The sequence below is a fragment of the Pseudomonas sp. R151218B TE3479 genome (assembly GCF_053629195.1).
The window spans coordinates 5264949-5289974 of sequence record NZ_JBRJHV010000001.1 but is presented as its reverse complement, the minus strand read 5'-3'; the positions used below and the strand labels follow the sequence as shown (position 1 = coordinate 5289974).

The following is a 25026-nucleotide window of genomic DNA, read 5'->3' as shown; positions in this document are numbered from 1 at the left end:
CGACCCGCTGCGCCGCCAACTGTTGGCCGCCGGGTCCCTGCTCAGCGCGGCGGCGGCTTTTTGGCCTCGTCTGTCCCTTGCCTCTACTCATCCAGAAGGAAATCCGATGAACGCCGATCTGATTCTATTCAACGGTCAATTCCATACCGTCGACCGCGAGAAACCTCGGGCCAGCGCAGTCGCCATCAGCCAGGGCCGCTTCGTCGCGGTGGGCACCGATGCCGAGGCCATGGCCCTGCGGGGCAGCGGCACCCAGGTCATCGACCTCAAGGGCCGTACCGTTATCCCCGGCCTCAACGACTCGCACCTGCACCTGATCCGTGGCGGTCTGAACTACAACCTGGAACTGCGCTGGGAAGGTGTGCCGTCCCTGGCCGATGCCTTGCGCATGCTCAAGGACCAGGCCGACCGCACGCCAACGCCACAATGGGTGCGTGTGGTCGGCGGCTGGAACGAATTCCAGTTCGCCGAAAAGCGCATGCCGACCCTGGAAGAGCTCAACCAGGCGGCCCCCGATACGCCGGTATTCGTGTTGCATCTGTATGACCGCGCCTTGCTCAACCGCGCCGCGCTGCGGGTCGCCGGCTACACCCGTGACACGCCGAACCCGCCGGGTGGCGAGATCGTGCGTGACAGCAAGGGCGAGCCCACCGGCATGCTGGTGGCGCGGCCCAACGCGATGATCCTTTACTCGACACTGGCGAAAGGGCCGAAGCTGCCGCTGGAATACCAGGTCAACTCCACCCGCCAGTTCATGCGGGAACTCAATCGCCTGGGCCTGACCAGCGCCATCGATGCCGGCGGCGGCTTCCAGAATTATCCAGACGATTACGCGGTGATCGAGCAATTGGCCCGGGAACAGCAGTTGACGGTGCGCATCGCCTACAACCTGTTCACCCAAAAGCCCAAGGAAGAACTCAGCGACTTCAAGAACTGGACCGGCAGCGTCAAGTTGCACCAGGGCGACGACTTCCTGCGGCACAACGGCGCCGGTGAAATGCTGGTGTTTTCGGCGGCGGACTTCGAGGACTTCCTCGAACCGCGCCCGGATCTGCCGCCGGGCATGGAGCAGGACCTGGAGCCGGTGGTCCGGCACCTGGTGGAGCAGCGCTGGCCATTCCGCTTGCACGCCACTTATGACGAATCCATCAGCCGCATGCTCGACGTGTTCGAGAAGGTCAACCGCGATATTCCGTTCAACGGCCTGCCGTGGTTCTTCGACCACGCCGAGACCATCACGCCGAAGAACATCGAACGTGTGCGGGCGCTGGGCGGCGGCATTGCGATCCAGGACCGCATGGCGTTCCAGGGCGAATACTTCGTCGACCGCTACGGTGCCAAGGCCGCCGAAGCCACGCCGCCGATCAAGCGTATGTTGGCCGAAGGTGTACCCGTGGGCGCCGGCACCGATGCCACCCGCGTCTCCAGCTACAACCCCTGGACCTCGTTGTACTGGATGGTCAGCGGCCGCACGGTCGGTGGTCTTTCGTTGCACGAGGAGGGCCTGCCGCGCCTGACCGCGTTGGAACTGTTTACCCATGGCAGCGCCTGGTTCTCGTCGGAGCAGGGCAAGAAGGGTCAGATCAAGGTCGGCCAACTGGCGGACCTGGCGGCCTTGAGCGCGGACTTCTTCAGCGTCGAGGAAGAAGCCATCAAGTGGATTGAGTCGGTGCTGACCGTTGTGGACGGCAAGGTGGTGTACGCCGCCGGTGACTTCGAAAAACTCGGCCCGGCCAGCGTCCCGGTGTTGCCCGACTGGTCGCCGGTGGTCAAGGTCCCGGGCCATTGGCGCCCGACTTCACCGTTGCAGGCTCAGGTCCACCAGTGCAGCGGCCCGTGCACGGTGCATGCCCACAGCCATGAACGGGCGCGCCTGTCGAACGTTCCGGTCAGCGATTTCCAAGGCTTCTGGGGCGCGTTTGGCTGTTCCTGCTTTGCCTTTTAACTAACACACAACCCCCTCTGTGGGAGCGAGCTTGCTCGCGATAGCGGTTGAACATTCAGCACTGCCGTCGCCTGACACTCCGCCATCGCGAGCAAGCTCGCTCCCACAGGTTTTACTATCCATCCCAAAGGAGTCATCCCATGAGCAACGTTCCCGCCTACAACCGTCTGAACAAAGACGACGCGGTGGTCCTGCTGGTCGATCACCAGACCGGCCTGATTTCCCTGGTCCAGGACTTCTCTCCCAACGAGTTCAAGAACAACGTGTTGGCCCTGGCCGACCTGGCGAAGTTCTTCGAACTGCCGACCATCCTGACCACCAGCTTCGAACAAGGCCCCAACGGCCCGATCGTGCCAGAGCTCAAGGAAATGTTCCCGGACGCCCCATACATCCCGCGTCCAGGCCAGATCAATGCCTGGGACAACGAAGACTTCGTCAAGGCGATCAAGGCCACCGGCCGCAAGCAGCTGATCATTGCCGGCGTGGTGACCGATGTCTGCGTGGCGTTCCCGACCCTGTCGGCGCTGGCTGAAGGTTTCGACGTGTTCGTCGTGACCGATGCCTCGGGTACGTTCAACGAAACCGTGCAACAGGCCGCCTGGGTCCGCATGACCGCTGCTGGCGCACAAATGATGAACTGGTTCTCGGTGGCCTGTGAGCTGCACCGCGACTGGCGCAACGACATCGAAGGCCTGGGCAACCTGCTGTCCCAGCGCATTCCGAACTACCGCAACCTGATGAACAGCTACTCGGCGCTGACGGCCAAGTAAGCGGTTCATGCTCAATGACGCCCGCCTTGTGCGGGCGTTTTTGTGCCTGGCATCAGGTTCTTGCAAGCTGATCCGCCGTTATCGCGAGCAAGCTCGCTCCCACAGGGTTTGTCCGTAATCAGCGGAATCCATGTGGGAGCGAGCTTGCTCGCGATAGTGTCAGCCCATCCAACACCTTTCCAACCTGCCTTGCTCCATCCACAATGCCCAACTCATCCCTCTGACTGTCCACCCCAGGAATGACAATGAACCCCTTCGAAGAAATGCGCATCTTTGCCCAGGTCATGGAGTCAGGTAGTTTCACCGCCGCGGCGGACAAGCTGGGGCTGTCCAAGCAGTTCGTCAGCCGCAAGCTCATGGCATTGGAACAGCGCCTGGGGGTGCGCCTGCTCAATCGCTCGACCCGCCGGCTGGACGTCACTCCGTTGGGCCAGCGCTATTACGAAGCGTCGCTGCGCCTGCTCAATGACGTCGAGCAGGTGGAGCAGGGGATCAGCGGCCAGACCAGCGAACCTCGCGGGACCATTCGCCTCAGTGCGCCGCTGTCGTTCGCGGTAGCGCATCTGGGCAGCCTCTTGCCGGTTTTTCTGCAGCGCTATCCTGGTGTCAGCGTCGAAGTGGACCTGAGCGACCGTTCGGTGGACCTGCTGGGGGAAGGCTATGACCTGGCGCTGCGCATCGGCGTGCTGGAGGATTCGACGCTGATTGCCCGGCGCATCGCGACCATCGAGCGGGTGTACTGCGCCAGTCCCGCCTATCTGGCGCAAAAAGGCGCACCCTCACGGCCTGAAGACCTGCGCCATCATGACTGCCTGCCCTATGGGCACAGCCGCCAGGTGCAGTGGCGTTTCGCGGGGGCTGGCAAACCGTTGACCCTGGAGGTCACTGGACGAATGCGCGCCAATAACGGCGATTTGCTCAGGGACGCGGCCATCGCCGCAATGGGGGTCACTTACCTGCCCACCTTCATCCTCGGCGATGCTTTGAAGGATGGTCGGTTGATCAAGGTGTTGGAGGGGTTCGAAACCGAGCCCTTGGCGCTGTCGGCGGTCTACCCGCAACATCGCCAAGGCTCACGCCCGGTGCAGGCGCTGGTGGAGTTTCTGCGCGAACAGATGCAGTAAAACGCCGCAATGCATTCAGCCGTCACAGACGGACTAAAGCATTGCGGCGTTGGCGTCAGGCGGCGAGGTTGGCGCTGCTCAGTTCTTTTTTGTACTGCGCTTTCATGGTTTCCATTTCCTCACCCAGGGCATCGAGTTTGGCTTTGCCCAGCAGCTTTTTCGCTTGAGGGAACATCTCTTTCTCTTCTTCTTCGATGTGGTGCTCAAGCAGTTCCTTGACCACTTTCACGCGACCGGCAAATTCTGGCTGGGTTGGGTCGGTGGTTTTCAAGTCCGGCAGCACCAGCGAATCGACGGTGCGGTGTTCTTCCTTGGCTTCGTAATACATTTCCGCCTCATCCTTGCCGCCCGCCTGCTTGAAAGCCGGATAGAGAATCTCTTCTTCCAGGCGGGTATGGATGGAAATTTCCATTTCCAGTTTCGCCAACAGGTCAGTGCGTTTTTTCACGGCGCGTTCGGTCGACTCGCTCAGTTGAGTCAGGATGGCTTTGACGCGTTCATGGTCGGCTTTCAACAGATCGATGGCGTTCATAAGTAGCTCCAGGCAATTCACGGTTACGGGCCGGCTTCAAGCGCCAACGCCGCGTATGAGATGAATTGCATCAGCTGTGCCAGCTGAACAGGGTTTTAAAGCCCTTTAAAAACAATGGGTTGAGAGATTCATTGTTTTCAGCGTCGTGCAAGCTGCATGAGCCGGGCAAGAAACGCGTTGCACTTTGCGCTGATGGCCTGTCATCCCACGCGATGCAAAGCCAAAAAAAATGCCCGTATCTCGCGATACGGGCACTTTCGATGGCTACAGCGCTTAGACGATCAGCCCGTCAAGCCCGCCTGCTGAACCAGGGTCAGCAACGGCTGCGGGTACACACCGAGGAAGAACGCCAACACGGCGATGGCCAACAGCATCACGCCGCCTGCCTTCTGTTCCCAGTGCAGCTCGGCATCGTGACGACGCAGGTTCGGTTCCATCAGGTACAGGGTGACCATCACGCGCAGGTAGTAGAACACGCCGATGGCACTGCCCAGCACCAGGGAGCCGACCAGCCACCATTGGTGAGCCTCGACGCCGGTGGCGATGATGTAGAACTTGCCGATGAAGCCGGCGGTCAGCGGGATGCCGGCCAAGGACAGCATCATCACGGTCAGCACGGCGGTCAGGTACGGACGGCGCCAGAACAGGCCGCGGTATTCGTACAGGGCGTCGGCGTCGCGGCCGTTGTACGGCGAGGACATCAGGGTGATCACGCCGAAGGCACCGAGGCTGGTGATCACGTAGGTGACCAGGTATACGCCGATGGCTTCCACGGCCAGGCCCTTGCTGGCGATCAGGGCGATCAGCAGGTAGCCGAAGTGGGCGATGGACGAGTAACCCAGCAGACGCTTGAGGTTGCTCTGGGTCAGCGCCAGCAGGTTACCGAACAGGATCGACGCGATGGCGATGATGGTCAGTACGTTGCTCAGCACACCGCTGCTGGCCACTGGCGAGATCTGGAACAGACGCACCATCACCGCGAACACCGCCACTTTCGATGCGGTGGCCAGGAACGCCGCCACCGGCGCCGGGGCGCCTTCGTAGACGTCGGGGGTCCAGAGGTGGAACGGTACCAGCGACAGCTTGAACGCCAGGCCGATCAGCATCATGCCCAGGCCCAGTTGCGCGATCGGGCTAGGCAGGCCGGTGGCCGCCAGGGCCTGGCCGATGCCGACGAAGCTCAGGGTGCCAGCTTCGGCGTAGAGCAGGGCCATGCCGAACAACAGGAACGCGGAACCGGCCGCCGACAGCACCATGTACTTGATGCCGGCTTCCAGGGAGCGCTTGTTGAAGAAGGCGTAGGCCACCAGGCCGTAGACCGGTACCGACAGCAGTTCCAGGCCGATGAACAGGCTGGCCAGGTGCTGCGCGCTGACCAGCACCAGGCCACCGGCGGCGGCCATCAGGATCAGCAGGTACAGCTCTTCGCGGTTGCCCGGGTAACCCGAGCCGCCATCGCCGAGGTAGGCGTGGGCGAGGGTGACGCAGGCCAGGGTGGCGACCAGGATCAACGCCATGTAGAGGCAGGCGAAGCTGTCGACCTGCATCAGCGGCGTGACTGCCAGTGGCGCGACTTTCAGGGCCGGCAAAATCGACAGCAGGGCCAGGTTCAGCCCCGCCACCGACAGCAGGAAGGTCTGCGAGTGATTGCGCCGCCAAGCGATCGCCAGCATCACCACGATGATCGTGGCGCTGGTGATCAACAGCGGCGCAAGCGCGATAAAGTGTTGAATCGTGAATTCCATAGCGCTCTTACCGGGCCGAAGCGAGTTGAGAGAAGGCGGTGCCGAGCCACTGCTGCACGCCATGCATCGTGGCGGCAGAGGTGTCGAGGAACGGTTGCGGGTACACGCCGAGGTAAACCAGCAGCACCGCAAGGCCGAGCACCATGATCAGTTCGCGACCGTCCATGCCACGCAACACTTCGTCCGACTTGGCCGGACCGAAGTAGGCGCGGTGAATCATGATCAGCGAGTAGACCGAACCGAACACCAGGCCAGAGGTGGCAATCGCCGTGATCCAAGGCGCACTGACGAACGAGCCGATCAGGATCAGGAACTCGCCGACGAAGTTGCCGGTGCCCGGCAGGCCCAGGGAAGCGGCCGCGAAGAACAGGCTGATGGCCGGCAGGTAGGCGATGCGCGACCAGATGCCACCCATTTCACGCATGTCCCGGGTGTGCAGGCGCTCGTACAGCTGACCGCTGAGGATAAACAGCGCCGCCGCCGACAGGCCGTGGGCCAGCATCTGGATCACCGCGCCTTGCAGGGCCAACTGGCTGCCGGAGTAGATCCCGATCAGCACGAAGCCCATGTGCGAGACGCTGGAGAACGCGATCAGGCGCTTGATGTCGGTCTGGGCGAATGCCAGGAACGCACCGTAGAAAATCCCGATCAGGCCCAGGGTCATGGCAATCGGCGCGAACTCCGCCGAGGCATTGGGGAACAGCGGCAGAGCGAAGCGCAGCAGGCCATAGGCCGCGGTCTTCAGCAAGATACCCGCCAGGTCCACGGAACCGGCGGTCGGCGCCTGGGCGTGGGCGTCCGGCAGCCAGGAGTGGAACGGCACCACCGGCAGCTTCACCGCGAAGGCGATGAAGAAGCCCAGCATCAGCACGTACTCGGTGGTGCGCGACATCTGCACTTTCAACAGGTCGGCGTAGTTGAAGGTAATCACGCCGGTGTTGTTGAAGTTGACCAGCACCAGGCCAAGGATCGCCACCAACATGATCAGGCCGGAAGCCTGGGTGAAGATGAAGAACTTGGTCGCCGCGTAGATCCGGGTTTTCTTGCCGTCCGAAGAACTGTGACCCCAGAGCGCGATGAGGAAGTACATCGGCACCAGCATCATTTCCCAGAAGAAGAAGAACATGAACAGGTCCAGCGCCAGGAACACGCCGACGACACCGCCCAGGATCCACATCAGGTTCAGGTGGAAGAAACCGACGTGACGCTGGATCTCTTTCCAGGAGCAGAGGACCGAGAGAATACCCAGCAGGCCGGTCAGCAGGATCATCAGCAACGACAGGCCGTCGAGGGCCAGGTGCACGCTGATGCCGAAGCGTGCGATCCAGGCGTGCTTGAACTCAAGTGCCCAGGTCGGATCGGCACCAGGGGCCGGAGCGAATGAATAGTCGCCGGTCGCCCACAGCCAGAGGCCGAGCGCGAGTTCCAGGGACATGGTCAGCAGCGCAATCCAGCGCGGGAGCGTGGAGCTGGAGCGCTCCGCGATCCAGCACAGCAGGCCGCCGATGAAGGGGATCAGGATTAGCCAGGGCAGAATCATGACGGGCTCGTTTCCTTTCGCAAGTTCGCAAGGTTCATATCAGACCGCTACCAGCACGATGGCGCCGATAACCAGCACGGCGCCAGCCGCCATGGAAGCCGCATACCAACGCAGTTGACCGGTCTCGGTACGGCTCAAGGCGGTGTGACCGCCCTTGGCCATGCGCGGGATCAGGCCAATGGTCTGGTCGAGCGGGTCTTTGCGCAGAATGTGGCTGATCGCAAGGTATGGCTTGACGAACAGTTTGTCGTAGATCCAGTCGAAGCCCCAGGCGGCGAACCACCAGGCCGAAAGGAATCGCCCGATGCCGCTGTTGGCGACCGCCGTGACGAAACGGCGCTTGCCCAGGAACAGCAGGGCGGCCAGCAGGATACCCGCCAGGGCGATGGCGCCCGAGGCGATTTCCAGGCTGTGCTTGGCTTCGCCGCCGGCATGGCCGACGCTTTGCGGCAGCACATCGGCCAGCGGTGGGGTGATCAGGGCACCGACGAAGGTCGACAGCACGATCAGCACCGACAGTGGCAGCCAGTGGGCAATGCCGTGGCCGGCGTGGGCTTCGGTCTTGGCTTCACCGTGGAACGCGATGAAGATCAGGCGGAAGGTGTACAGCGAGGTCATGAACGCACCCACCAGGCCGGCATAGAGCAGGCCTTGGTTACCGCTGGCGAACGCTTCCCAGAGGATCTCGTCCTTGGAATAGAAACCGGCGGTGACCAGTGGCAGGGCCGCCAGGGCCGCGCCGCCGACGATGAAACTGGCGTAGGCCAGCGGCAGTTTCTTCCACAGGCCGCCCATCTTGAAGATGTTCTGCTCGTGGTGGCAGGCCACGATAACCGCACCGGACGCCAGGAACAGCAGGGCCTTGAAGAAGGCGTGGGTCATCAGGTGGAAGATCGCGCCTTCCCAGGCACCGACGCCCAGGGCCAGGAACATGTAGCCGATCTGGCTCATGGTCGAGTAGGCGAGGATGCGCTTGATGTCGGTCTGCACCAGGGCGGCAAAACCGGCCAGCACCAGGGTCACACCGCCAACAATGCCGACCAGGTGCAGGATGTCCGGCGCCAGGGCGAACAGGCCGTGGGTACGGGCGATCAGGTAGACACCGGCGGTCACCATGGTCGCGGCGTGGATCAGGGCCGAGACCGGGGTAGGACCGGCCATCGCGTCCGCCAACCAGGTCTGCAGCGGCAGTTGCGCGGACTTACCGACGGCACCGCCCAACAGCATCAGGGTCGCCAGGACGATCCAGAAGTCACCGACCTTGAAGTGCTCGGGTGCCTTGACCAGCAGTTCCTGGATGTTCAGCGTGCCCAGTTGCTGGAACAGGATGAACAGGCCGATGGCCATGAACACGTCGCCGATCCGGGTCACGATGAACGCCTTGAGTGCGGCGTTGCCGTTGTTGCGGTTGCTGTAGTAGAAACCGATCAACAGGTACGAGCACAGGCCTACGCCTTCCCAGCCGAAGTACAGGAACAACAGGTTATCGCCGAGCACCAGGAACAGCATGCTGGCGATGAACAGGTTGGTGTAGGCGAAGAAGCGTGAGTAACCGGCTTCACCGCGCATGTACCAGGAGGCGAACAGGTGGATCAGGAAACCCACGCCGACCACCACGCCGAGCATGGTGACCGAGAGGCCGTCCAGGTACAGGGCGAAGTTCGGCGTGAAGCCTTCCACCGCCATCCACTGCCACAGCACTTGCACGTACCGGCCACCTTCCGGCGGGGCGACGTTGAATTGCCAGATCACGTAGGCTGTGACGACGGCAGACAGGCCGATGGAGCCCACGCCAACCAGCGCCGACAGGTTTTCCGACCAGCGTCCACGGGAGAACGACAGCAGCAGGAAACCGACAAGAGGAAATATGAAAGTCAGGAAGAGAAGGTTCATCCGCGCATCTCGCTGGCAGCGTCAATATCGAGAGTGTGGAAGCGGCGATACAGCTGCAACAGGATCGCCAGGCCGATACTGGCCTCGGCGGCTGCCAGGCTGATCACCAGGATGAACATGATCTGTCCATCCGGCTGCGCCCAGCGAGCGCCCGCGACGATGAAGGCCAGGGCGGAGGCATTCATCATGACCTCCAGGCTCATCAACACGAACAGAATGTTGCGGCGGACCATCAGGCCGACCAGACCGAGACAGAACAGGATGCCGGCAACCGCCAGGCCATGTTCGAGAGGGATAGCAGGCATGTGATTACTCCTTCGCCTCGTTACGGCCCAAATGGAACGCCGTGACGGCTGCGGCAAGCAGCAGCATCGAGGCGAGTTCGACCACCAGCAGGTACGGACCGAACAGGCTGATGCCCACGGCCTTGGCGCCTACGGTGGTGTGGCCGATGGCCTGGCCGCTCTGGTGAGCGAACAGCACATACAGCAGTTCACCCAGCAGCAGGGCGGCGAGAATCACCGGCCCCGCCCAGATGCCCGGCTTGAGCCAGGAGCGTTCCTGCTGGACCGCGGCCGGGCCGAGGTTGAGCATCATCACCACGAACACGAACAGCACCATGATGGCGCCGGCGTAGGCGATCACTTCCAGGGCACCGGCGAACGGTGCGCCGAGGGCGAAGAAGGTCATGGCCACCGCGATCAGCGAAATGATCAGGTAGAGCAGGGCATGTATGGGATTGGTGTTGGTGACCACACGAAGCGTGGACACCACCGCGATACCCGATGCGAAATAGAAAGCGAATTCCATCTTTCTTCCTTAAGGCAGCAAGCTCTTCACGTTGATCGGTTCGGCTTCATTCTGCGCGGCGCCTTTTGGCTTACCGGCAATGGCCATGCCTGCAACACGATAGAAGTTGTAATCAGGGTTTTTACCGGGACCGGAAATCAGCAGATCTTCTTTCTCGTACACCAGGTCCTGACGTTTGAACTCGGCCATTTCGAAATCCGGCGTAAGCTGGATCGCGGTGGTCGGGCAGGCTTCCTCGCAGAGGCCGCAGAAAATGCAGCGCGAGAAGTTGATGCGGAAGAAGTCCGGGTACCAGCGACCGTCTTCGGTTTCAGCTTTCTGCAGCGAGATGCAACCTACCGGGCACGCCACGGCGCATAGGTTGCAGGCCACGCAGCGTTCCTCGCCGTCGGGGTCGCGGGTCAGGACGATGCGGCCACGGTAACGGGGTGCCAGGTAGACCGGCTCTTCCGGGTATTGCAGGGTGTCGCGCTTGCGAAAGCCATGGCCGAAGATCATGACCAGGCTTCGCAGTTGGGTACCGGTACCCTTAACGATGTCGCCAATATATTTGAACATGGGTCAAATCCTCACTGAACCGCGGCCGCAGGCGCGTTCATCAAAACGATCGCAGCGGTCACCAGCATGTTGATCAGGGTCAGCGGCAGGCAGAATTTCCAGCTGAAGTCCATCACCTGGTCGTAGCGTGGGCGCGGGATCGAGGCGCGCAGCAGGACGAACAGCATGATGAAGAACGCGGTCTTCAGGGCGAACCAGACGAAGGACAGTTGCGGCAGGATGCCGAACGGACCGTGCCAGCCACCGAAAAACAGCGTCACCAGCAGCGCCGAGATCAGGATGATGCCGATGTATTCACCGACGAAGAACATGCCCCATTTCATGCCGGCATATTCAATGTGGTAACCGTCGGCCAGTTCCTGTTCCGCTTCCGGCTGGTCGAAGGGGTGACGGTGAGTCACGGCCACGCCAGCGATGAAGAAGGTACAGAAGCCGAAGAACTGCGGAATGATGAACCACAGGTTCTGGGCCTGGTACTCGACGATGTCGCGCATGTTGAACGAGCCGGCCTGGATCACGATGCCCATGAGCGCCAGGCCCATGAACACTTCGTAGGACACGGTCTGGGCCGAGGCCCGCAGGCTGCCCAGCAGGGCGAACTTGTTGTTGCTCGACCAGCCGGCGAACAGCACCGCGTAGACCGACAGGCCGGCCATGGCGAAGAAGAACAGCAGACCGATGTTCAGGTCCGCCACGCCCCAGGTCGGGGTGATCGGGATGATCGCGAAGGCGATCAGCAAGGCGCTCATGGCCACGACCGGTGCCAGGGTGAAGATCACCTTGTCGGCAAACGGTGGCGTCCAGTCTTCCTTGAAGAACATCTTGATCATGTCGGCGGCGATCTGGAACATGCCGAACGGGCCGACGCGGTTCGGACCGTAGCGGTCCTGCCACCAGCCCAGCAGGCGACGTTCGACGAAGCTCAGCAACGCGCCGCAGACCACCACGGCCAGCAGGATCACGATGGCCTTGAGGACCGTCAGGATCACAGCGATCACTTCAGGGGTGAACCAGCTCATTGCGCCGCCTCCTGCAGACCGTCGACGGTTTTGCCGAATATCGCCGGTGGAATACCCGCCAGGCCGGCCGGCAGGGCCACCAGGCCGGCGCCCAGTTCTTCATTGATGCGCAGCGGCAGACGCAGGGTCTGGCCGGCCACGTTCAGGCTCAACAGGGCGCCGTCATTGACGCCCAGGCGGTCGGCTTCGGACTTGGCCAGCGCCACGTAGGCGGCCGGGATGCGTTCCTGTACCGGTGCGGCCTTGGAAGAGTTCTCTTCGCTGCCGAACAGGTGATGGAACGGCACGACCTGCCAGGTGCCCGGTGCCGGGTTGAAGGCGCGTGGCACGCTGGCGAACCAGCTCAGGCCATCACCCTGGCTTTCGATCAGGCGGGTGCCCGGGTCGCCAGCACGCAGGTGACCACCGACTTCGTCCTGGAACTTGTTCCAGGCTTGCGGCGAGTTCCAGCCCGGCGACCAGGCGAATGGCACTTGCGAGCGCGGTTCGGCGGAGCCCGAGTAGCCTTCCATGGAGAACGAGAACGCCGTGTCGTTGTCCTGGGAGGTCCGTGGTTCGTGGACACTGATGTCGGCGCGCATGGCGGTGCGACCGGAGTAGCGCAACGGTTCGCGTGCCAGTTTCAGGCCCTTGATGCGGAACGAGGCCGATGGCGCGGCATCGACGATGCGAGCCAGTTGCGGGCTGCTCGAAGCGACGGCGGCGGTGACGTGGTCCAGTTGTGTCCAGTCGATCGGCTGGTCCAGCAGGGTAGCGCGCAGGGCATGCAGCCAGCGCCAGCCTTCGTGGACCAGGATGCTGGCGTCCAGATAAGTCGGATCGAACACCTGGAAGAAGCGCTGGGCGCGTCCTTCCTGGCTGACCAGCGTACCGTCGCCTTCGGCGAAGCTTGCCGCCGGCAGCACCAGGTGGGCGCGGTCGGTGGTGGCGGTTTTCTGATGGTCGGCGACGATCACCACTTTCGCGGCGTTCAGGGCGGCGTCCACCCGGGCTTTGTCGGTGCGGGTGTAGAGGTCGTTTTCCAGCACGACGATGGCGTCGGCACTGCCGTCGATCACCGCTTGCAGGGCTGCGTCCACCGATTCGCCCCCGAGCATGGCCAGGCCGAGGCTGTTGGCTTCCGGCACGATCAGGCTGATGGAACCGTTCTTCTCACGCAGCTTCAAGGCCTTGGCGATGTTGGCGGCGGCTTCGATCAAGGCCTTGGAACCCAGGGAGGTGCCGGCGATGATCAGTGGGCGCTTGGCCGCCAGCAGGGCGTCGGCGATGCGTTGGGCGAGGGCGGCGGCTTCGCTGTCCAGACCGTCGACGGCCGGGGCGCTGGCGTCCAGGGCGTGAGCTACGGCGAAACCGATGCGGGCCAGGTCGTCCGGAGCGGCGTGGACGCATTCTTCGGCCACGTCGTCGAGCTTGGTTTCAGCGAGACTGGCGATGAACAGCGGGTTCAGCGCGTGCTGGCCGATGTTCTTCACAGCGGCGTCGAGCCATGGCTGCACGCGCATGGCGTCGGCCATGTCCTCGGCCTTGCCCTTGACCGATTGGCGCAGGGCCAGGGCCATGCGGGCGGCGGTCTGGGTCAGGTCTTCGCCAAGGACGAACACCGCGTCGTGGTCTTCGATGTCGCGCATCGTCGGCACCGGCAGCGGGCTGTCCTTGAGCACTTGCAGCACCAGGCGGATGCGCTCCAGCTCGCCGGCTTCGATGCCACTGTAGAAGTGCTCGGCGCCGACCAGTTCACGCAGGGCGTAGTTGCTTTCCAGGCTGGCCCGTGGCGAACCGATGCCGACGATGTTGCGACCGCGCAGTAGCTCGGCGGCCTTGTCCAGCGCTTCGTCCAGGCTCAGCTTGGCGCCGCCCGCCAGCAGCGGTTGGCGTGGGCGATCCTTGCGGTTGACATAGCCATAGCCGAAACGGCCGCGGTCACACAGGAAGTACTGGTTGACCGAGCCGTTGAAGCGGTTTTCGATGCGCCGCAGTTCACCGTAGCGCTCGCCCGGGGAAATGTTGCAGCCGCTGGAGCAGCCATGGCAGATGCTCGGCGAGAACTGCATGTCCCACTTGCGGTTGTAGCGTTCGGAGTGAGTCTTGTCGGTGAACACGCCCGTCGGGCAGACCTCGGTGAGGTTGCCGGAGAACTCGCTTTCCAGGGTGCCGTCTTCGACGCGACCGAAGTACACGTTGTCGTGGGCACCGAACACGCCCAGGTCGGTGCCGCCGGCGTAGTCCTTGTAGAAACGCACGCAGCGGTAGCAGGCGATGCAGCGGTTCATCTCGTGGGAGATGAACGGGCCCAGTTGCTGGTTCTGGTGGGTGCGCTTGGTGAAGCGATAACGGCGCTCGTTGTGGCCGGTCATCACGGTCATGTCTTGCAGGTGGCAGTGGCCGCCTTCCTCACAGACCGGGCAGTCGTGAGGGTGGTTGGTCATCAGCCATTCGACGACGCTGGCGCGAAACACTTTCGCTTCTTCGTCGTCGATGGAGATCCAGCTGCCGTCGGTGGCGGGGGTCATGCAGGACATGACGATCCGACCACGCTTGTCGTTTTCGTCGGTGTACTGCTTGACCGCGCACTGGCGACAAGCGCCAACGCTGCCAAGGGCGGGGTGCCAGCAGAAATAAGGAATGTCGAGGCCCAGGGACAGACATGCCTGTAACAGGTTGTCTGCGCCATCGACTTCGAGCTCTTTGCCGTCTACGTGGATAGTGGCCATGGTTCAAAGTTCTTCGTTGGCCCGGTGTCAGCGGGCGTGGCTAATGGAATCTTGTTGTTCGTCCGAATCCAAACAGCCTCAGAGGCGTCATCGGACGAAAGGCGAAGGGCACGGACCCTTCGCCTTTTAAAGCGTCGTTACGCGCCGACCATGGTCGGCGTGACCACCTGATTGAGGTCCCCGGCGCGCGTTGGCGCGATGCCGGCCTCGAATTCAGGGCGGAAGTATTTGATCGCGCTGCCCAACGGCTCCACGGCACCCGGTGCGTGAGCACAGAAGGTCTTGCCTGGGCCGAGGAAACCCACCAGACCCAGCAGGGTCTCGATATCGCCGGCCTGGCCTTCGCCATTTTCAATGGCTCGCAGCAGCTTGACGCTCCACGGCAGGCCGTCGCGGCAAGGGGTGCAGAAACCGCACGACTCACGGGAGAAGAACTCTTCCATGTTGCGCAGCAGCGACACCATGTTGACGCTGTCGTCCACCGCCATGGCCAGGCCGGTACCCATGCGGGTGCCCACCTTGGCGATGCCGCCGGCGTACATTTGGGCGTCCAGGTGTTCCGGCAACAGGAAACCGGTACCGGCGCCGCCGGGTTGCCAGCACTTGAGCGTGTAGCCGTCGCGCATGCCACCGGCGTAGTCTTCGAACAGCTCGCGGCCGGTGATGCCGAACGGCAGTTCCCACAGGCCAGGGTTCTTGACCTTGCCGGAGAAGCCCATGAGCTTGGTGCCCATGTCTTCGCTGCCGTCGCGGGCCAGGGATTTGTACCAGTCCACGCCGTCGGCAATGATCGCCGGCACGTTGCACAAGGTCTCGACGTTGTTCACGCAGGTCGGTTTGCCCCACACGCCCACGGCGGCAGGGAAGGGCGGCTTGGAGCGCGGGTTGGCGCGGCGGCCTTCGAGGGAGTTGATCAGCGCGGTTTCTTCACCGCAGATGTAGCGCCCGGCGCCGGTGTGGACGAACAGCTCGAAATCGAAGCCGCTGCCCAGAATGTTCTTGCCCAGCAGGCCCGCGGCCTTGGCTTCTTCCACGGCACGGTTCAGGTGCTTGGCGGCGGTGGTGTATTCGCCGCGCAGGAAGATGTAGCCACGGTAGGTCTTCAGCGCGCGGGCGCTGATCAGCATGCCTTCGATCAGCAGATGGGGCAGTTGCTCCATCAGCATGCGGTCCTTCCAGGTGTTGGGTTCCATTTCATCCGCGTTGCACAGCAGGTAGCGGATGTTGATGGATTCGTCCTTGGGCATCAGGCCCCACTTCACGCCCGTGGGGAAGCCCGCGCCGCCACGGCCCTTGAGGCCGGAGTCTTTCACGGTCTGGACGATGTCGTCGCCGGCCATGTCGGCGAACGCCTTGCGCGCGGCGGCGTAGCCGTTCTTGGCCTGGTACTCGTCCAGCCACACCGCTTCGCCGTCGTCGCGCAGACGCCAGGTCAGGGGATGGGTTTCGGCCGAACGCTGGATGCGGTTGGCGGGCCCGAAGGAAGTCAGGGTCATACGTAGCCCTCCAGCAGTTTGGCGACGCCGGCGGGTGTAACGTCACCGAAGGTGTCGTCGTCGATCATCAGCGCCGGTGCCTTGTCGCAGTTGCCCAGGCAGCACACCGGCAGCAGGGTGAAGCGGCCGTCGGCGGTGGTCTGGCCCAGGCCGATGCCCAGCTTGCTCTGGAGCTCGCCGACCACCGATTCGTGGCCGCCGATGTAGCAGACCATGCTGTCGCACACGCGAATGATGTGGCGGCCGACTGGCTGGCGGAAAATCTGGCTATAGAAGGTGGCGACGCCTTCGACGTCGCTGGCCGGGATGCCGAGGATCTCGCCGATGGCGTAGAGCGCGCCATCGGGCACCCAGCCACGTTCCTTCTGGACGATCTTCAGGGCTTCGATCGACGCCGCGCGCGGGTCTTCGTAGTGATGCAGCTCGTGCTCGATGGCCGAGCGCTCGGTTTCGCTCAGGGCGAAACGGTCAGTCTGGATAAGCGTGCTGTTCATGCTTAGCGGTCCACGTCGGCCATAACGAAATCGATACTACCCAGGTACGCGATCAAGTCCGCGACCATGCTGCCTTTGATCACCGAAGGGATCTGCTGCAGGTGCGGGTAGCTTGGGGTGCGAATCCGGGTGCGGTAGCTCATGGTGCCGCCATCGCTCGTCAGGTAATAACTGTTGATGCCCTTGGTCGCTTCGATCATCTGGAAGGACTCGTTGGCCGGCATGACCGGGCCCCACGAAACCTGCAGGAAGTGCGTGATCAGGGTCTCGATGTGCTGCAGCGTGCGCTCTTTGGGCGGCGGCGTGGTCAGCGGGTGATCCGCCTTGTACGGGCCTTCCGGCATGTTGCGCATGCATTGGTCGATGATCTTGATGCTCTGGCGCATTTCCTCGACACGAACCATGCAGCGGTCATAGGCGTCACCGTTGGCCGCCAGTGGTACTTCGAATTCGAAGTTTTCGTAGCCGGAGTAGGGGCGCGCCTTGCGCAGGTCGAAGTCGCAACCGGTGGAACGCAGGCCGGCACCGGTGACGCCCCATTCCAGGGCCTCTTTGGTGTTGTAGGCGGCGACCCCGATGGTACGGCCCTTGAGGATGCTGTTCTGCAGGGCGGCCTTGGTGTATTCGTCCAGGCGCTTGGGCATCCACTCGACGAAGTCCTTGACCAGCTTTTCCCAGCCGCGCGGCAGGTCGTGGGCCACGCCACCGATGCGGTACCAGGCCGGGTGCAGGCGGAAACCGGTGATGGCTTCGATCACCGTGTAGGCCTTCTGGCGGTCGGTGAAGGTGAAGAACACCGGTGTCATCGCCCCCACGTCCTGGATATAGGTACCCAGGAACAGCAGGTGGCTGGTGATGCGGAAGAACTCGGCCATCATGATGCGGATGACGTCGACTTTCTCCGGGACCTTGATCCCGGCCAGTTTCTCCACCGACAGTACGTACGGCAGGTTGTTCATCACGCCGCCGAGGTAGTCGATACGGTCGGTGTACGGGATGAAGCTGTGCCAGGACTGGCGCTCGGCCATTTTCTCGGCGCCACGGTGGTGGTAGCCGATGTCCGGCACGCAGTCGACGATCTCTTCGCCGTCCAGTTGCAGGATGATGCGGAACGCACCGTGGGCCGAAGGGTGGTTCGGGCCCAGGTTGAGGAACATGTAGTCCTCGTTGGCGCCCGAACGCTTCATGCCCCAGTCTTCAGGCTTGAAGCGCGCGGCTTCTTCCTCGAGCTGTTGCTTGGCCAGGGACAGGCTGAACGGGTCGAACTCGGTGGCACGGGCCGGGAAGTCCTTGCGCAGCGGGTGACCTTCCCAGGTCGGCGGCATCATGATGCGGGTCAGGTGCGGGTGGCCGGGGAAGTCGATCCCGTACATGTCCCACACTTCACGCTCGTACCAGTTGGCGTTCGGCCAGATGCCGGTCACGGTCGGCACGCTGAGGTCGCTCTCGGACAACGCGACCTTGATCATTACGTCACTATTACGCTCGATCGACATCAAGTGATAGAACACGGTGAAGTCGACGCCGTCGGGCAGCCCTTGACGCTTGGTGCGCAGACGCTCGTCCACGCCGTGCAGGTCATAGAGCATGACGTACGGCTTGGGCAGGTTGCGCAGGAAAGTCAGGACTTCGACGAGTTTGGCGCGGGCGACCCAAAGCACCGGCATGCCGGTACGGGTCGGCTGGGCGGTGAACGCCTCGGGGCCAAAACGGTTGTTCAGTTCGACGACCACATCCTGGTCGTCTGCCTTGTAAGGCGGGATGTACAGAGCACTGCCTGTAGTCATGGTTATTTATCGCTTTCGGTCAACGTAAAGAATGAAGCCAGGTTCTCGTTTCTTGTACAGAGCAGAGCTGGATCAGACTTCGTCGGGGCTGCGCAGGTTGGTGACTGCGATACGCTGTTCGCGGCGCTGTTCCTTTTGCGACGGCATCTCGGCGCGATAGACGCCTTGATCGCCAACGACCCAGGACAGTGGGCGACGCTCCTGGCCAATCGACTCCTGCAACAGCATCAAACCTTGCAGGAAAGCTTCAGGGCGAGGCGGGCAGCCGGGCACGTAGACGTCCACGGGCAGGAACTTGTCCACCCCTTGAACGACAGAGTAGATGTCGTACATGCCACCGGAGTTGGCGCACGAACCCATGGAGATGACCCACTTGGGCTCGAGCATTTGCTCGTAGAGACGCTGGATGATCGGCGCCATCTTGATGAAGCAGGTACCGGCGATAACCATGAAATCCGCCTGGCGCGGCGATGCCCGGATCACCTCGGCGCCAAAGCGCGCGATGTCGTGGGGCGCCGTGAAGGCGGTGGTCATTTCCACGTAGCAGCACGAAAGGCCGAAGTTGTACGGCCACAGGGAGTTCTTGCGACCCCAGTTGACCGTGCTGTTCAGCACGTCTTCGAGCTTGCCCATGAAGATGTTTTTGTGGACTTGATCTTCTAACGGATCGGCGACGGTTTCCCGTTTGCCAATCGGATACTGCTCGTTAGGAGCATCGGGGTCGATCCTGGTGAGATTGTATTGCATTGCCAAAGCCTCATTGTTTCAGCTTCGCTTGCCGCTTGCGCCGAGCTTCCGGAGCCCAATCAAGTGCCCCCACCCGGTAAAGGTAGACAAGACCTGCCAACAGAATTGCTATGAAAACGAGAGCTTCGACGAATCCGGTCCAGCCGCTTTCGCGGACGGACACAGACCATGCAAAGAGAAAGAGGGCTTCGATATCGAAGATCACGAACAGCATCGCGACCAGATAGAATTTGGCTGAGAGCCGCAAGCGGGCGCCACCGGTAGGCAGCATGCCGGACTCGAACGGTTCATTTTTGCTGCGGCCCCAGGCTTTTGACCCAAGCAGGCTCGACACACCGAGCATGAAAGCACACAGGCCAACAACGCCCAGAAGGAAAATGGCAAAGCCCCAATTGTGGGCCATGAGTCCTGTCGCTTCGGACATGCTGGAAATCCTTAACAGAGAGCAAAGGTCTCTGAGCTTGAATGAAATAACGCAGTGACGATATGTCGCAGCAATCAATCGCGGTGATTTTATGGCTAAACACCGGGCAAGTAAAATTCCTATAGCGAAATTATTTATTGGAATAAGGACATAGCGCGCCTCCAGGACCCTGCGGCCCCGGCCCCGTGGGCGTTGGCCGGTTATTCATCAATAATATTTCGTGCGGAATGTAACAATGATAACGACTTCCAAATGATAATTATTATTATCTGTGCCGGCCTTTTCTACAGTGCACTTAGTGTCGTGTCCGAGAGGCTGTCTTACATCGTCGCTACTGCAATTGTCAGCGTCGGACGTTTTACTCCTTTTCGGACTGCCCAATACTGCGTTCGATCAATTTTTCTATCAGCGCGCCGAAGGGAAGGGCTCGGTGAGGGTTGGATCTGCCTGAGGGGCCGCTCCCGTGGAAGCCAGGCTTGTTCTTACAGCGTAGGTGGCTTCAAGGATAACGGGTAAAAAACCTCGGTCATCAGATCGAGGTCGCTCAGTCGAGCCAATCCAGAAAACTGCGCCCGGGCATTGGAGCGTTAAGTAAAAACGCTTTGCCAGCAAAAATCGGCACGAGGCCTGGCCTAGAGCCTTGAAGGATTGATGGCAAATAGCTATCTTTGCCGCTCGCTCATCTAATCATCTATATCAATGCTGATGAGACAATCGCTCCCTTCATAGATAGCTGCGTCAGTTTCATTGTTCGCGGCTGATTACCAAAGGAATGTCATGAATTCTTGGTTCGCGAATATGAGCGTTATGCTCAAGTTGGCTTTGGGCTTTGCCGTTGTGCTGCTTTTGACCGCTGTCCTTGCCGTGACCGGCTGGTTCAGCCTGGGAAAAATGATCGAGCGCACTGATCGAATGACCAGCATTACCGAGCTCGGCAACCGTCTTGATCACCTGCGCAGGGCTCGCTTGCAATACCAGTTGGACAAGGGCGATGAACAAAAGGGGGCATTGATCCAGGCGTCGCTGGAGCAGTTTGTCGCCCAGCAGAAAATCCTTGCGACCGAATTGAGAAAACCTGAAAACCAGAAAAAACTTGCGCTGATCGAGCAGGCCAGCACGCAGTATCAAATGGCACTGAATACGATGCGGGAGGCGTATCGCAATGACGCAGCCATGCGCAAGGAGATGGGCGTCAATGCAGTCAAGGGCGCCGCGCTGATTGCCAAGGTCATCAATGACGTAGAAGCGATGCCTGCCTCGGATGAGCGCCGTTTCGAGTTGTACCGGATCATCCTCAAGGCCAAGGAGGACGTGGCGCTGGTGCGTTATGAAGTGCGTGGCTACACCGGCAACCCCAACAGCACCACCGAACAAGCCGCCAACCGCCAGCTCGAAAATGCGCTCAAGGGCATCGAAACCCTCAACAGCGCTTTCGGCCCGACCTATGCCGACACCATCAAGCAGCTGGAAGCCGCACTGGTCGCTTACCGCCGTTCGGTGCAGCACTTCACCGCCAGTAATGAGGCCATTGGCAAGGCTGTGCAGGACACTATCGATCTGGGTGACACCATCACCCGTCTATCTGAAGAAATGTATGCCGGCCAACTGGTCTCCCGTGACGAAGACAGCGCCCAGGCCCGCACCCTGCAACTGGGCTGTACTGCCTTGGCGATGCTGTTGGGGATTCTTGCGGCCATGATCATCACTCGCCAGATTACGCGGCCGTTGCAGGACACATTGGCGGTGGTCGATCGCATTGCAGCAGGCGACCTCACGCAAGACATGGTGGTGACTCGTAGTGATGAGCTGGGTGTCCTGCAGCAAGGTATCCAGCGCATGGGCACCACGTTGCGCGACCTGATCGGTGGCATCCGCGATGGCGTCACCCAGATCGCCAGCGCCGCCGAAGAGTTATCGGCCGTCACCGAGCAGACCAGTGCCGGGGTCAATAGTCAGAAGACCGAGACCGACCAGGTGGCCACCGCCATGCACGAAATGTCGGCCACCGTGCATGAAGTCGCGCGTAATGCCGAACATGCTTGCACCGCTGCATCAGAGGCTGATGAACAGGCCCGTATCGGCGACCAGGTGGTCGCGCAGGCCATCGTTCAGATCGAGCGCTTGGCCAGCGAAGTCGGGCGCTCAGTCGAAGCCATGGATGAGCTGGAACAAGAAAGCGCGCGCATCGTCAAGATCATGGACGTGATCAGGGCAGTGGCTGAGCAGACCAACTTGTTGGCACTTAACGCCGCCATCGAGGCCGCCCGCGCGGGTGACGCCGGACGCGGTTTTGCCGTGGTCGCCGACGAAGTGCGTGGGCTGGCCCAGCGTACCCAGCATTCCACCGAAGAGATTGAAAGCCTGGTGGCGGGTTTACAGAACGGCACGCGTCAGGTGTCGAGCATCATGCGAAATAGCCGCGAACTGACCGACAGCAGCGTGGAACTGGCCGGCAAGGCCGGCATCTCCCTGGGCAACATCACCCAGGCGGTTTCCGGCATCCAGGCCATGAATCAACAGATTGCCGCTGCTGCGGTGCAGCAAAGCTCGGTGGCCGAGGACATCAGCCGCAGTATTCTGAGCGTGCGCGATGTATCCGAACAGACCGCCTCGGCCAGCGAAGAAACCGCCGCTTCCAGTATCGAGCTGGCACGGCTGGGTAACCAGTTGCAGCAGTTGGTCAGTCACTTCAAAGTGTAAAAACCGGCGAAAAAAAAGCCCCGAACCAGTCGGGGCTTCAGATCGTCGGCTTCGCGGTTAGTTTTTATCCGGTCCGCAAGGGCCGCTTACTCGAGGCAAGCATGTGAATCAGTGGAACTGTTCTTCTTCGGTGGAGCCGGTCAGTGCGGTCACCGACGAAGTGCCGCCCTGGATCACGGTGGTCATGTCGTCGAAGTAGCCGGTACCCACTTCCTGCTGGTGAGCCACGAAGGTGTAGCCCTTGGCGGCGTCGGCGAACTCCTGCTCTTGCAGCTTCACGTAGGCGGTCATGTCGTTGCGGGCGTAGTCGTGCGCCAGGTTGAACATGCTGTGCCACATGTTGTGAATGCCGGCCAGGGTGATGAACTGGTGCTTGTAGCCCATGGCGGACAGTTCGCGCTGGAACTTGGCGATGGTCGCGTCGTCCAGGTTTTTCTTCCAGTTGAAGGAAGGCGAGCAGTTGTACGACAGCAGTTGGTCCGGGTATTCCTTCTTGATCGCTTCGGCGAAGCGACGGGCTTCGTCCAGGTCCGGCTTGGCGGTTTCGCACCAGATCAGGTCGGCGTACGGCGCGTAGGCCAGGCCGCGGGCGATGGCCTGGTCGAGACCGGCGCGAACCTTGTAGAAGCCTTCCTGGGTGCGGGTGCCGGTCACGAACGGCTGGTCGTACGGGTCGCAGTCGGAGGTCAGCAGGTCAGCGGCGTTGGCGTCGGTACGGGCCAGGATGATGGTCGGTACACCGGCAACGTCGGCGGCCAGGCGGGCAGCCGTCAGCTTCTGCACGGCTTCCTGGGTTGGAACCAGAACCTTGCCGCCCATGTGGCCGCATTTCTTCACCGAGGCCAGTTGGTCTTCGAAGTGAACGCCAGCGGCGCCTGCTTCGATCATGCTCTTCATCAGTTCGTAGGCATTCAGGACGCCGCCGAAACCGGCTTCGGCGTCAGCCACGATCGGTGCGAAGTAGTCGATGTAGCCTTCGTCGCCCGGGTTCTTGCCGGCTTTCCACTGGATCTGGTCGGCGCGACGGAACGAGTTGTTGATGCGCTTGACTACGGTTGGAACCGAATCCACCGGGTACAGCGACTGGTCGGGGTACATCGACTCGGCGGAGTTGTTGTCCGCAGCCACTTGCCAGCCCGACAGGTAGATTGCCTGGATGCCCGCCTTGACTTGCTGCACAGCCTGGCCGCCGGTCAGGGCGCCCATGCAGTTGACGAAATCTTTCTCGGGACGGAAGGCTGGCTTGGCGCCCTGGGTGACCAGGTTCCACAGCTTCTCGGCGCCCATCTTCGCAAAGGTGTGCTCAGGTTGAACCGAGCCACGCAGACGGACGACGTCAGCAGCGGAATAATTGCGCTTCACGCCTTTCCAGCGCGGGTTTTCAGCCCAGTCTTTTTCAAGGGCTGCAATTTGCTGTTCGCGTGTCAGTGCCATGGAGATAAACCTCGTCGCATAGGTCTTGGTGGAAAATTCCTGCTCCTGCCGACCAGGGGGTGGTGTACAAGTCGGTTCAGGCGAGGCGGCGACGGGATGAACGATGGGCTCGAGGGGAAAGAGCAGGTAGGGGCGAACTGCGGGCGCATTCGGGCGTCGTGGGCCTTCATACGAACTCAGAGTGATGCCGGGTTACCTAGTTACGCTTCCGTCCCTCGGGACAACTTCGTTCCAGTCGCAACCTCGTCAAACACACCTTGTGGGCGGTACAGACACGAATCGGCTCGCAGGGTAGTTGCAAGCGTCGACCCGAAGGCCCTTGCCAGGGCCCCTGATTAGCGGGAGCGAGGCCATCATGCCTTCGGTTTTTTGGCTCGTCAAACGTTTTGTAGTGCTTTTTTTATAGCACTACATCTTTGGTCTAATACGACTCATCAGTCAGTTTTTGGTGCTTCAGTTCAGGGTGTCGACCTTGACCCGCAAAATCATGTCGTCGCGGCCCTGGGTCGAGTAGCTGCGGGTCAGGCCTTGTTTGTCGGCCTGAGTCTGGCGATTCACGCCGGCCAGGGTGATCCATTCGCCGAGGCGTCCGCTGACAGTTGTGTCGGTACTCTGAACGTTCACTACATCGGGACGCTCCTGGCTCATGCGGTCACGGTTGGTACTGATGCTCAGATGAACGGTCTCGCCGGTGACGCTCGCCGTGACATAAAAACCCTGGGTGACGTTGCGGTATTCGGTCTGGCTCTGCATGCGGCCGTAGTTGTCGGTCTGGTTGCTAGTGAATGGCACGCTCTGGCCTACCTGGATCAGCGCCGGCTGGCCTTCACTGGCCTGCACCTGCTGTACGCCGCCGTCACGGCTGACGGTGCTGCGGTTGATGATGCGGGTCTGGCTGGGAGCCGCGCCGTTGATCGAGTAACCCTGGTCGCCCTGCAAGTTGTTTTCGTTGGTGTCGACCGTGATCAGCAGGCGCTTGGGCGCGGTGTCCAATTGGGCCAGGAACTGCCGGAGTTCTTCGATCTTGCCGGGCTCGGCGTTGACGATCAGTTGGTTGCCATAGGCGCTGACCTGGCCGTCCTTGCCGATGAAATTCTGCGCCACCGGCAACAGGTCGGCGCTGGTGCGGTAGTTCAGCGGCACGATTTGCGTATCGGCCATGACCGACAGGCTGCAACCGAGCAGCAGGGTGATCAGGAGGGTGCGTAGAGGCATGTCCATTTCTCCGCGAGACAAAGGCTTGATATTGCCAGTTTGTCGGCCCCGGATGGGGCAAGTTGAATGGTAGACGGCAAAA

At 61.5% G+C, this 25026-nt stretch carries 20 protein-coding genes and 1 pseudogene; 5 read left to right on the top strand and 16 right to left on the bottom strand.

The window, feature by feature from the left end:
- The first annotated feature begins 106 nt into the window (after window positions 1–106).
- From AB7M32_RS22740 to AB7M32_RS22730, 3 genes are all read left to right on the top strand, one after another.
- Window positions 107–1945, top strand: a complete 1839-nt coding sequence (locus AB7M32_RS22740; protein WP_024617381.1) for an amidohydrolase — start codon at window positions 107–109, stop codon at window positions 1943–1945.
- 140 nt (window positions 1946–2085) lie between these two features.
- Entirely contained in the window at window positions 2086–2715 is a 630-nt protein-coding gene (gene ycaC / locus AB7M32_RS22735; RefSeq protein ID WP_014337664.1) for an isochorismate family cysteine hydrolase YcaC, read from the top strand.
- Between the two features lie 245 nt (window positions 2716–2960).
- Window positions 2961–3839, top strand: coding sequence for a LysR family transcriptional regulator (locus AB7M32_RS22730; protein ID WP_454251444.1), 879 nt, complete (start codon window positions 2961–2963; stop codon window positions 3837–3839).
- Between the two features lie 55 nt (window positions 3840–3894).
- Here AB7M32_RS22730 and AB7M32_RS22725 read toward each other — a convergent pair whose 3' ends face one another.
- The 14 genes from AB7M32_RS22725 to AB7M32_RS22660 form a co-directional block, all read right to left on the bottom strand.
- Window positions 3895–4371 carry a hemerythrin domain-containing protein gene (locus tag AB7M32_RS22725; RefSeq protein WP_072406835.1) on the bottom strand — a complete coding sequence of 159 codons (477 nt, stop codon included), beginning with the start codon at window positions 4369–4371 and terminating at the stop codon, window positions 3895–3897.
- 281 nt (window positions 4372–4652) lie between these two features.
- Window positions 4653–6116, bottom strand: a complete 1464-nt coding sequence (nuoN, locus tag AB7M32_RS22720; RefSeq protein ID WP_072406832.1) for an NADH-quinone oxidoreductase subunit NuoN — start codon at window positions 6114–6116, stop codon at window positions 4653–4655.
- A gap of 7 nt (window positions 6117–6123) precedes the next feature.
- Window positions 6124–7656, bottom strand: coding sequence for an NADH-quinone oxidoreductase subunit M (nuoM, locus tag AB7M32_RS22715; protein WP_060741543.1), 1533 nt, complete (start codon window positions 7654–7656; stop codon window positions 6124–6126).
- Between the two features lie 39 nt (window positions 7657–7695).
- Complete coding sequence (nuoL, locus tag AB7M32_RS22710) at window positions 7696–9549, bottom strand: NADH-quinone oxidoreductase subunit L (RefSeq protein WP_454251443.1); 1854 nt, start codon at window positions 9547–9549, stop codon at window positions 7696–7698.
- Entirely contained in the window at window positions 9546–9854 is a 309-nt protein-coding gene (gene nuoK, locus AB7M32_RS22705) for an NADH-quinone oxidoreductase subunit NuoK (RefSeq protein WP_003180046.1), read from the bottom strand. The genes nuoL and nuoK overlap by 4 nt, the downstream gene beginning before the upstream one ends.
- A gap of 4 nt (window positions 9855–9858) precedes the next feature.
- On the bottom strand, window positions 9859–10359 hold the full coding sequence (nuoJ, locus tag AB7M32_RS22700; RefSeq protein WP_060741545.1) for an NADH-quinone oxidoreductase subunit J: 501 nt from the start codon (window positions 10357–10359) through the stop codon (window positions 9859–9861).
- Window positions 10360–10368: 9 nt separating this feature from the next.
- Window positions 10369–10917, bottom strand: a complete 549-nt coding sequence (gene nuoI, locus AB7M32_RS22695; protein ID WP_003180051.1) for an NADH-quinone oxidoreductase subunit NuoI — start codon at window positions 10915–10917, stop codon at window positions 10369–10371.
- Between the two features lie 11 nt (window positions 10918–10928).
- Window positions 10929–11936: an NADH-quinone oxidoreductase subunit NuoH gene (gene nuoH / locus AB7M32_RS22690; RefSeq protein WP_025212983.1), complete on the bottom strand. Its 1008-nt coding sequence runs from the start codon at window positions 11934–11936 to the stop codon at window positions 10929–10931.
- Window positions 11933–14647, bottom strand: a complete 2715-nt coding sequence (gene nuoG, locus AB7M32_RS22685; protein WP_072406829.1) for an NADH-quinone oxidoreductase subunit NuoG — start codon at window positions 14645–14647, stop codon at window positions 11933–11935. Before nuoG ends, nuoH begins: the two co-directional genes overlap by 4 nt.
- 137 nt (window positions 14648–14784) lie before the next feature.
- Window positions 14785–16143 (bottom strand): NADH-quinone oxidoreductase subunit NuoF, encoded by a 1359-nt coding sequence (nuoF, locus tag AB7M32_RS22680; protein ID WP_092196993.1) that lies wholly within the window; start codon window positions 16141–16143, stop codon window positions 14785–14787.
- A complete protein-coding gene (gene nuoE, locus AB7M32_RS22675; RefSeq protein ID WP_072392829.1) occupies window positions 16140–16637 on the bottom strand; it encodes an NADH-quinone oxidoreductase subunit NuoE in 498 nt (165 codons plus the stop codon). The genes nuoF and nuoE overlap by 4 nt, the downstream gene beginning before the upstream one ends.
- A gap of 2 nt (window positions 16638–16639) precedes the next feature.
- Entirely contained in the window at window positions 16640–18424 is a 1785-nt protein-coding gene (nuoC, locus tag AB7M32_RS22670) for an NADH-quinone oxidoreductase subunit C/D (RefSeq protein ID WP_057450016.1), read from the bottom strand.
- Window positions 18425–18496: 72 nt separating this feature from the next.
- Window positions 18497–19171 (bottom strand): NuoB/complex I 20 kDa subunit family protein, encoded by a 675-nt coding sequence (locus tag AB7M32_RS22665; RefSeq protein WP_030141322.1) that lies wholly within the window; start codon window positions 19169–19171, stop codon window positions 18497–18499.
- A gap of 10 nt (window positions 19172–19181) precedes the next feature.
- On the bottom strand, window positions 19182–19595 hold the full coding sequence (locus tag AB7M32_RS22660) for an NADH-quinone oxidoreductase subunit A (protein WP_003203367.1): 414 nt from the start codon (window positions 19593–19595) through the stop codon (window positions 19182–19184).
- Window positions 19596–20372: 777 nt separating this feature from the next.
- Between AB7M32_RS22660 and AB7M32_RS22655 the strand changes: the two are divergent.
- Both AB7M32_RS22655 and AB7M32_RS22650 read left to right on the top strand, forming a co-directional pair.
- Window positions 20373–21392, top strand: a pseudogene (locus tag AB7M32_RS22655) (methyl-accepting chemotaxis protein); the annotation flags it as partial.
- Window positions 21378–22295: a methyl-accepting chemotaxis protein gene (locus AB7M32_RS22650; RefSeq protein WP_454252187.1), complete on the top strand. Its 918-nt coding sequence runs from the start codon at window positions 21378–21380 to the stop codon at window positions 22293–22295. The pseudogene AB7M32_RS22655 and the gene AB7M32_RS22650, both read left to right, overlap by 15 nt.
- A 108-nt stretch (window positions 22296–22403) precedes the next feature.
- On the opposite strand, the gene aceA is transcribed toward AB7M32_RS22650, so the two are convergent.
- Both aceA and AB7M32_RS22640 read right to left on the bottom strand, forming a co-directional pair.
- On the bottom strand, window positions 22404–23729 hold the full coding sequence (aceA, locus tag AB7M32_RS22645) for an isocitrate lyase (RefSeq protein ID WP_014337679.1): 1326 nt from the start codon (window positions 23727–23729) through the stop codon (window positions 22404–22406).
- 453 nt (window positions 23730–24182) lie between these two features.
- Window positions 24183–24944 carry a secretin N-terminal domain-containing protein gene (locus AB7M32_RS22640; protein ID WP_454251442.1) on the bottom strand — a complete coding sequence of 254 codons (762 nt, stop codon included), beginning with the start codon at window positions 24942–24944 and terminating at the stop codon, window positions 24183–24185.
- Window positions 24945–25026 lie beyond the last annotated feature (82 nt).